This window comes from Streptomyces sp. NPDC040622, from assembly GCF_055593965.1.
The window spans coordinates 1-1,416 of sequence record NZ_JBVIXD010000035.1 but is presented as its reverse complement, the minus strand read 5'-3'; the positions used below and the strand labels follow the sequence as shown (position 1 = coordinate 1,416).

Annotated in this window: 1 rRNA gene (only partly in view); it reads left to right on the top strand. The window is 55.9% G+C overall.

The window, feature by feature from the left end:
* A 23S ribosomal RNA gene (locus ACZ592_RS40275) occupies positions 1 to 1,394 on the top strand; it begins 1,795 nt to the left of the window's first position.
* The last annotated feature ends 22 nt before the right edge of the window (positions 1,395 to 1,416 follow it).

The window sequence follows — 1,416 nt, the reverse complement described above, 5'->3', positions numbered from 1 at the left end:
GCTGAGACCTGATGCCGAGCCGATTGTGGTGAAGTGGATGATCCTATGCTGTCGAGAAAAGCCTCTAGCGAGTTTCATGGCGGCCCGTACCCTAAACCGACTCAGGTGGTCAGGTAGAGAATACCGAGGCGTTCGGGTGAACTATGGTTAAGGAACTCGGCAAAATGCCCCCGTAACTTCGGGAGAAGGGGGGCCATCACCGGTGACGGCATTTACTGTCAGAGCTGGGGGTGGCCGCAGAGACCAGCGAGAAGCGACTGTTTACTAAAAACACAGGTCCGTGCGAAGCCGTAAGGCGATGTATACGGACTGACGCCTGCCCGGTGCTGGAACGTTAAGGGGACCGGTTAGTCACTCTTCGGGGTGGCGAAGCTGAGAACTTAAGCGCCAGTAAACGGCGGTGGTAACTATAACCATCCTAAGGTAGCGAAATTCCTTGTCGGGTAAGTTCCGACCTGCACGAATGGCGTAACGACTTCTCGACTGTCTCAACCATAGGCCCGGTGAAATTGCACTACGAGTAAAGATGCTCGTTTCGCGCAGAAGGACGGAAAGACCCCGGGACCTTTACTACAGTTTGATATTGGTGTTCGGTTCGGCTTGTGTAGGATAGGTGGGAGACTGTGAAGCGGGCACGCCAGTGTTCGTGGAGTCAACGTTGAAATACCACTCTGGTCGTGCTGGATGTCTAACCTCGGTCCGTGATCCGGATCAGGGACAGTGTCTGATGGGTAGTTTAACTGGGGCGGTTGCCTCCCAAAGAGTAACGGAGGCGCCCAAAGGTTCCCTCAGCCTGGTTGGTAATCAGGTGTTGAGTGTAAGTGCACAAGGGAGCTTGACTGTGAGACCGACGGGTCGAGCAGGGACGAAAGTCGGGACTAGTGATCCGGCGGTGGCTTGTGGAAGCGCCGTCGCTCAACGGATAAAAGGTACCCCGGGGATAACAGGCTGATCTTCCCCAAGAGTCCATATCGACGGGATGGTTTGGCACCTCGATGTCGGCTCGTCGCATCCTGGGGCTGGAGTCGGTCCCAAGGGTTGGGCTGTTCGCCCATTAAAGCGGTACGCGAGCTGGGTTTAGAACGTCGTGAGACAGTTCGGTCCCTATCCTCTGTGCGCGTAGGAATATTGAGAAGGGCTGTCCCTAGTACGAGAGGACCGGGACGGACGAACCTCTGGTGTGCCAGTTGTCCTGCCAAGGGCATGGCTGGTTGGCTACGTTCGGAAAGGATAACCGCTGAAAGCATCTAAGCGGGAAGCCTGCTTCGAGATGAGTATTCCCACCCCCTTTGAGGGGTTAAGGCTCCCAGTAGACGACTGGGTTGATAGGCCAGATCTGGAAGCCCGGTAACGGGTGGAGGTGACTGGTACTAATAGGCCGAGGGCTTGTCCTCAGTTGCTCGCGTCCACTGTGTT